The organism is Desmonostoc vinosum, assembly GCF_059505385.1.
The window spans coordinates 1-7,512 of the sequence record NZ_JCACKM010000235.1 but is presented as its reverse complement, the minus strand read 5'-3'; the positions used below and the strand labels follow the sequence as shown (position 1 = coordinate 7,512).

Annotated in this window: 7 protein-coding genes and 4 tRNA genes; 1 reads left to right on the top strand and 10 read right to left on the bottom strand. The window is 41.8% G+C overall.

The genetic code is table 11. The annotated features are described in order from the left end of the window. Nucleotides 1-156: 156 nt before the first annotated feature. The 6 genes from AC5JMF_RS27255 to AC5JMF_RS27230 form a co-directional block, all read right to left on the bottom strand. Nucleotides 157-552, bottom strand: coding sequence for a VOC family protein (locus AC5JMF_RS27255; protein ID WP_495798837.1), 396 nt, complete (start codon nt 550-552; stop codon nt 157-159). Between the two features lie 305 nt (nt 553-857). Next, complete coding sequence (locus AC5JMF_RS27250) at nt 858-1,622, bottom strand: energy-coupling factor ABC transporter ATP-binding protein (RefSeq protein WP_495798836.1); 765 nt, start codon at nt 1,620-1,622, stop codon at nt 858-860. A 13-nt stretch (nt 1,623-1,635) separates the two neighbouring features. Further along, nucleotides 1,636-2,289 (bottom strand): energy-coupling factor transporter transmembrane component T family protein, encoded by a 654-nt coding sequence (locus tag AC5JMF_RS27245; RefSeq protein ID WP_495798835.1) that lies wholly within the window; start codon nt 2,287-2,289, stop codon nt 1,636-1,638. After that, nucleotides 2,282-3,205: an energy-coupling factor ABC transporter permease gene (locus AC5JMF_RS27240; protein ID WP_495798834.1), complete on the bottom strand. Its 924-nt coding sequence runs from the start codon at nt 3,203-3,205 to the stop codon at nt 2,282-2,284. Before AC5JMF_RS27240 ends, AC5JMF_RS27245 begins: the two co-directional genes overlap by 8 nt. A gap of 513 nt (nt 3,206-3,718) precedes the next feature. Further along, a complete protein-coding gene (locus tag AC5JMF_RS27235; protein ID WP_495798833.1) occupies nt 3,719-4,885 on the bottom strand; it encodes a hypothetical protein in 1,167 nt (388 codons plus the stop codon). A 182-nt stretch (nt 4,886-5,067) separates the two neighbouring features. Beyond that, entirely contained in the window at nt 5,068-5,259 is a 192-nt protein-coding gene (locus tag AC5JMF_RS27230; RefSeq protein ID WP_495798832.1) for a CbtB domain-containing protein, read from the bottom strand. A gap of 568 nt (nt 5,260-5,827) precedes the next feature. On the opposite strand from AC5JMF_RS27230, the gene AC5JMF_RS27225 reads away from it, so the two are divergent. Continuing rightward, nucleotides 5,828-6,850, top strand: a complete 1,023-nt coding sequence (locus tag AC5JMF_RS27225; RefSeq protein WP_495798831.1) for a multicopper oxidase domain-containing protein — start codon at nt 5,828-5,830, stop codon at nt 6,848-6,850. Nucleotides 6,851-6,872: 22 nt separating this feature from the next. Here AC5JMF_RS27225 and AC5JMF_RS27220 read toward each other — a convergent pair. The 4 genes from AC5JMF_RS27220 to AC5JMF_RS27205 form a co-directional block, all read right to left on the bottom strand. Further along, nucleotides 6,873-6,955, bottom strand: a tRNA-Ser gene (locus tag AC5JMF_RS27220). A gap of 7 nt (nt 6,956-6,962) precedes the next feature. Beyond that, nucleotides 6,963-7,036 (bottom strand) — tRNA-His (locus tag AC5JMF_RS27215). Between the two features lie 7 nt (nt 7,037-7,043). Next, nucleotides 7,044-7,117: transfer RNA gene (locus AC5JMF_RS27210), tRNA-Ala, on the bottom strand. A gap of 80 nt (nt 7,118-7,197) precedes the next feature. Next, nucleotides 7,198-7,273, bottom strand: a tRNA-Val gene (locus AC5JMF_RS27205). Nucleotides 7,274-7,512 lie beyond the last annotated feature (239 nt).

The window sequence follows — 7,512 nt, the reverse complement described above, 5'->3', positions numbered from 1 at the left end:
GGGGACTGGGGATTGGGGATTGGGGACTGGGGATTGGGGACTGGGGACTGGGGACGCGGGGACGCGGGGACGCGGGGACGCGGGACGCGGAGAATAATTAATAACAAATGACAATTCCCAATTCCCAATTACGAATTACGAATTACGAATTACGAATTACCTCAACGCATACTCCAGATGATATTCAACTAACTCAATTTCGTTGCCATCTGGATCATTGACATAGATTCTGTGCTTGGTTTCAGGTGCTGTCATTGTGTAGTATTCAATGCTTTCGGTTTCAAGCAATTTTTTCATGCTTTCGCCGTCTTCGATGACAAAGCCAACATGATTAATACCAATGCTTTCATAGGCTTGATGTATTCTTTTCTGCTCAGGGTCATCATTCAAAGCAAGATAAAATTGATCGTTCCCGAAATGCATCCAACGACTGCCGTTAAAAACACCTTCGGCGCGTACAGACCAATCAGGAAAGAGAGTTTGGTAAAACTTCTTGCTGGCATCAATATCTTTGCAAGATAGGTTGATATGTTCAAAGCGATTAAATTTCATGATTTGTTCCTTTGTTGTTTCTTAACTTCTGTATACTCCCCACCCCAGCTACTTCAATTACGCTTGGTAAAAGTACGATCAGCGATCTCAGGAAATAGGAAAAACTATTCCCTGTTCCCTATTTAGAATTTTTAGCCCAAGGCAATATCTAATTCCTCTTAAATAAATCATAGTCGAAATGATTATGAGTTGCAAGTGGAAATTGGGAATGGACGCGGGGAAAATTTCTCGCTCATCTCCCCCGTGGGCTTCGACTTCGCTCAGCCCACGGAAACCCAGTCCCTATTACCCCTAATCCCCAGTCCCTACCAATCTATAGGTAAACCTAATTGCTCTAAGGTATCGCCTTCTTGCAAGAGTGATTGGATGTTGGCGTCTACTTGAATGCAACCACTGGAAAGCACTAAAGCACGTTGAGTAACTTTGCTTAACCAATGCAGGTCATGGGAGGCGATTAACATTACTTGTACGGGCAATTTTAGCAATACTTGCGCTAAATGCCGTCGCCATGCTGGATCAAGACCATTGGTTGGTTCATCTAAAATTAAAATTGTGGGATCTAGTGCCAAAATTGCTGCTAGGGCTGCAAGGCGTCTCTGTCCACCAGAAAGTTCATGTGCGGAACGATGAGCGTAGGCTTCTAGACCAAAATCGGCTAGTAATTGTCGGGCGCGATCAATTGCGATCGCTGATGGTACGCCATAGTTGCGTGGCCCGAAGGTAATATCTTCTAAGATGGTGGGCATAAATAATTGGTCGTTGGCATCTTGAAAACCAAAGCCAATTTGACGACGCACTTGGGGTAAGGTTTTAGGTTCTACTGGAATACCATTAATTAAGATTTTCCCGGTTAAGGGCTGTTTTAAACCAATGAGATTTTCTAGTAAGGTACTTTTTCCAGAACCAGTTGCCCCCATTAATGCGACGCGATCGCCTGGATTTAAGCTAAAAGAAATTTCTCGCAATACTGGCTCCTGTTGGGGATAAGCATACACCAGATTTTGCACCTCGACTACGGCAGCGTGAGGATCATGGGTTGAAGGTTGGGTGTTAGATGTCAAAGATTTCAAAATTTTAACTGCGCTAAATTCTGTAAGAAGTTATGGTTAAACTGGCTGCGATCGCCGAAGCTACTAATATGGCAATCCGCTCTTTTGGTCTGAAGGGTGAATCTATGGGTAATTGACCATTGTAACCACGAGTGATCATTGCGGCGTAAACTCTTTCAGCTCTGTCTAAACTGCGGAGATACAAAGCACCAATCATTGATGCACTGGCATAGCGCAACCATCCCGCAGTTCCATTTAAACCGCGTAATTGAGCGGCGCGTTGCATTCGTGCTACTTCATCTAATAAAATTTCCATGTACTGCCCAGCTAAGAGCAAATTTTCTTTTAAGGGTGCTGGCACAGGTAAGCTTTTGAGGGCAATGCCAAAACTGTGTGGTGGTAGTGTGAGCAAAAAACTATTCATCGTCAGTAAACAAACTAAAGAACGAACCAGCAAAAAGCTAGCTCGCTCCCATCCCAAGGGTAACGCCATTAACGAGAGGAAAATCAATTCTGTACCGAGTAGTCCTCCCATTTGGCGAATTGGGGCGCGTAATAGTCCAGCCCACAAAAATGCGATCGCGCCATACACAGCTAGGCAAGACCAAGCATAATGCTTTAGTAAAGCTGTCCCTACCACAATTACTAGGGACAACTGCAAACGTAAGGGTAAGGAAAGTTTAAGCATTCTTCGGTTTCACTACCTTGGCAATTCCAAAGGCAACAGCAAAGCAAACCGCAGCTCCTACAAGCCCAGCAATACTGGTGCCAATTGGCCCCAAATCTTGAATTTCGTAATCAGCCAAAGGTGTTGGCACAGTTACCCGCACTTGTTCGGCTAGGTTGATAAAGCCCAAGTTTTCTGCAACTTTTTCCAAACCATCAGGCCAAGCTGAGGCAAACAGCGACAGCACCCCTGCTATCAAGAAAATACTTACAACAGGAACCAACCATCCACGAAACTGTTGCTGTTCTCCTGGTAATAAGTCTGGCCGTGTAGTCGATAGATAAGTTAACACACCTCCAGTAATTAGCCCTTCACCAATACCAATCAAAATATGTACACCAGTCATAGCAGGCAAAACTATACTTACAGGTGCGGTTCCAGAAAGGACTAACTCAATAGCACAAGCTACAGCTGCTACCACTACACTAACACCAGCCGCAATGCCAGCAGCTAAGGGTAAGCGTCTTTTAGAACCTCCAAACAACCGCTGCAAGGTTTGGGTTAAAATCCAGCCAACCCAAACACCAACTACTGCCATGTTAAAAATATTCGCTCCCAGGGCTGTGATCCCACCATCGGCAAATAGTACAGCTTGAATAATTAAAACTGTGGCAATACATAATGTCCCCGCCCAAGGACTACCCAAAACGATCGCACCGAGAGTTCCCCCTAACAAGTGACCACTAGTGCCGCCTGCTACCGGAAAATTGATCATTTGCGCGGCAAAAATAAAAGCAGTGGTTAGCCCCAAGACGGGGGCGCGACGAATTCCAAAAGCATCTTGCGATCGCCCAAAAGCAACTAAAAGTGCTGCTGCACTTGCTAACCCAGTAGCGCTTGCTACAGGTACAGAAATAAACCCATCAGGAATATGCATGACGTTTCACTGAAATCTAAATATGTTTATTTACGCAGACTAAGCAATATAACTACGGCATCAAATTAATAACAAACAAAATTTTTCCTCTTTTTTCAATGCCCTCTTGGGGGATTTTATAGTGTGACTTTAGGCAGATAGACAATAAAATATGCGTCAATTACTATACTTATCTATTATTATATTAACTTATGTTAAGTTTATATTTAAATAAAGCGTTAAAAGTTACTTAAAAATTTTTAAATAGCACAAGTAAAATATTTTTGTATGCCTACAAAAAACTTGATTTAACTCAACTGATATCTTGCACCAGTCCCAAAAACCGCCATAGTTTAGAAACCTATGGCTAATAGCAAAAGTCCTCTCAAGAGGACTAAATCTCACAAAAAGCATAGATTTAAGTCCACTTAAGTGGACTTAACCTAATAAGAGCGAGAATTTATTCTCTGGCGGGAGATTGGGCAGGTGCAAGATGTCTAATGTCCGAACTCAAAAAATATAGGATTAGTACGATTAATTTGTCTTTACTTGTGGTTTACGCCAATGCTGTATTAGTAATCCAATTGCCATACCAATGCCAACAATGCCAGTAAAGTAAAATAAACTAATTAACCGAGTATAAATTGGTGGTGCAATTCCTTCAACTTCCACTTTTTGTGCTATTTTGACTGGTGAAAATTGACGGTTAGAGCCTGGTTGTGGAGTTGCTTCTACCTCAATTTTGTGGGGTGCGCCATCAAAAAATTGTTCCAGCCATATTAATTTGCCTTCTTGGTTAGGGGTTCCTTTGTAAGCAAAAACTGTGAGATTGTCTTCTAGGGCGATAGCTTTAACTTGTAAAGCTACATCCTTGATAGGTTGTCCTGTTACAGGATCTTTCACCTGCACAGCTAAATTTGCAGCTTTTCCCACAGTTGCGTTTTTATCACCTTCAAGACGGACTTCTAATTCCTGAGATTTTTGAGCGGATGGTGCGATCGCTTCGGTACTATTTGAGTGTCCACTACCATGAGCTTCTGCAACTTCTGCACTCAGGTTAATAAATAATAGGGTGACTATAGCGACTACTGTCAATGCACTCAATAACAGACGTACTGACTGGGGGGCAATTTCTCCTTGACGTAGTTGTTCTTGTCCGCCAATAACCCAGCCGCCCAACAATCCCATTGACAATAAAACAGCGACAACAACGGCAAAATATTTATATTTAACTGGGTTTTCTTGAACATGCAGATTCAAATTTTGCTCATAAGCACCAAAAGCTTGTCCTACCAGAGGTGACACCTTTACCCGTAATTGATAGTTACCACGGATAGGTAACATCTGTTGGATTTCTAGTTTTCCATCAGGTGCGGCTGCATTCATTTCTAGCAATTTTGTGCCTTCAACGATTGGAAAATCTGTTGTCAACCAAGGATTAGATGGTGGCGTGAGAATTTGTAAGTCGATTAAAGCATTTCTATACGGTTTACCCCCAGCATCAACAGCTTGTAGTGTCAGAGTCACAGGGGATTGTGGTTTTTCTGTTCCTGCCTCAAACGGATGAATACGTTCTTGGGGTGGGTTGGTAGAGAGAATCACTCTAGGTGTAGGAATTTGGGAAAATCCCACAAAGGAATAAAGAACTGACAACGCCATGCAAACAGTACTAATTACTCCAAATAGTTGATACTTTTTCATAAAACCTTATTGATTGAGATCAGGATAAAGTAATGTAGAGATGCTTAGTTTTTCATCTCTACAAAACTCAATTTTTCTAAGCAAAAACACTGACATCAAATATCAGCCATGTTAACATCATTATTTTTGTTGGGTGCTTAATAAAGGCTTATGCACTTAACAAATCTTGGAATGATGATTATTTAGTGACATGCAACACCTAAGGTATGGTGACGCATAGAGTGTGTTGTGTTATGAGCCGCAGGATAGGTAGAGAAAAAAACAGTCCAGATTACTAAAGAAGATAGCAGCATATAAAGTGTTACCTGCACAGGTTTAGATAGGGTAATGCTTGCGGTCTTCTGCAATACTGAAGTAGAAGAAAAAACAGTCATTTTTGACCTTCCATAGTTAATGTGAGAAATTTATCAATCAAAAGGCATTATGCCACTTGATTGCAAAAAGATATACCATCAACTTTGTATTTGACAAGTGTGTATAAAATGTATTAAATATTTCGACTTTAACAAATGTAATTAAAGTTTTATATTATAGCGGTTTTAAATAATTTGTGAAATATGAGAGATAGTTCTTGATTGTTGACTGTTAACTACTATTGTTCATTTTTTTTACAACTTATCATGCAGAAATTTACGCATAAAGTTAATACAAATGACAAACGCATGACACATTGTTTTATAGGATGATATTCTCCATTAAGATAAAAATTTACATTAACAACATCACAAAAAGTAAATTAAAAAGCTTTTTCTCAAGGGCGATCGCCAAGTGAAACCAAAATCAATACAGTTTGGGAACAAAAGCAGGCTATTGCCTGAAAAATACTTAATTGTGTCTTAAGTTAATTGAGAATTGTTGACAAGAATCAGTTTTATTTGTAGTATATTTAAGAAAAATTATTGCAAATATTTTGCAATTTCTTGGAGCGCTCATCGTAATGTCATGCCCAACAACTTCACTTTGAATAAAGACCAACTTTGGAGCCGCCGTCAACTACTGAAGCTGGGTATGACGGGTGCTGGTGTGGCAGGTGCAGCAGCGCTATGGCAGATATTGAAGCCACAAACTAAGTCAATTGTCAGAGTGCCATCAATGGAAATGGAAGCACCACAGGGAGCTGCTAACCCGATGCAGGTGCTACGAAATTTCGATTATGGGACAGTAAAAAAAGAAAATGGACGCACCATTAGAGAATTTCAGTTAGTCGCGGATACTTCTGTAATTCAATTAAATAGTGCTGTTTCTTACAACATTTGGGATTTAAACGGTCGCATACCAGGGCCAACGCTACGGGCACAACAAGGCGATCGCATCCGGGTATTATTTCTCAACAAAGCAGGACATTCTCACTCTTTACATTTTCACGGTGTTCACCCCTCAGAAATGGATGGCATTCGCCCAATCGGTAATGGCAAAGCAACAATTTATGAGTTTGATGCCGAACCGTATGGTGTCCATTTATACCATTGTCACGTGGAGCCAGTGACGCGCCACATCGCCAAGGGGTTGTATGGGATGTTCATCGTTGATCCACCCACACCTCGCCCCCCAGCGGATGAGATAGTCCTAGTCATGGCTGGGTATGACGTGAATGACGATAGCCACAATGAGTATTATGCCTTCAATGGTCTGCCGCACTACTTAATGCATCATCCTGTGCGGATTTACAAAGATCAGTTAATTCGGCTATATGTTCTCAACATCATTGAATACGATCCGGCAGTGACATTTCATCTACACGCCAACTTCTTCGACGTTTATCGCTATGGCATGAGTATGAAGGGGAGCGAGAAAACTGATGTGATTACGATGGGTATAGCAGAAAGGCACATCTTAGAGTTTGTTTTTCACTATCCAGGTAAGTATATGTTTCATCCCCATCAAGACGCGATCGCTGAAAATGGTTGCATGGGTCAATTTGAAGTAGTCACAGAAAACGACCCTAAAAACCCCACAAAAAATTAATGAGTCGGCTTCAGGTGGAAAGCGGAAGATGGAGGAATTGAACCCCCAGGTGTTACCCTGCTCTAGTTTTCAAGACTAGTTGCCCTCCCTTGAGCAGCATCTTCCTTGAAGGGGTGTCTGACGGGGCTTGAACCCGTTATGACTGGTTCCACAAACCAGCGCCGCGACCACTTTGGCTTCAGACACCATTCAGTGGAATCAAGGGGATTTGAACCCCTAACCTCCTGTGTGCAAAACAGGCGCTCTGCCAGTTAGAGCTATGACCCCATACAGCAGAAGTGATAGGTACATATATAAAACCGTTTAGAAGACGGTTGCCTTATCTGTTAGGCGACACTCCCATAAGTTGGTAACCCCAGCAGGAATTGAAAGAGCAACTTCCTCCTTGTAAGAGAGGCACTCTCCCAACTGAGTTACAGGGCTAAGAAAGCGATTGACGAGATTTGAACTCGTACTTAGACTCTAGTGCTTTACTACATATAGATTACAAACATATTACAAAAATGTCAAGGGCATACTACAAACTTTTTCAAAGAAGTGAGACCGCTCTTGATTGAGTTGCACTTCTCACACGCTGTTACAACATTAGACTTCTTGCAAAAATACTGGAACCGTCAGAGACTCAAGTCTCTGCCTAATAGCAAAAGTCCGTTGAAACGGAC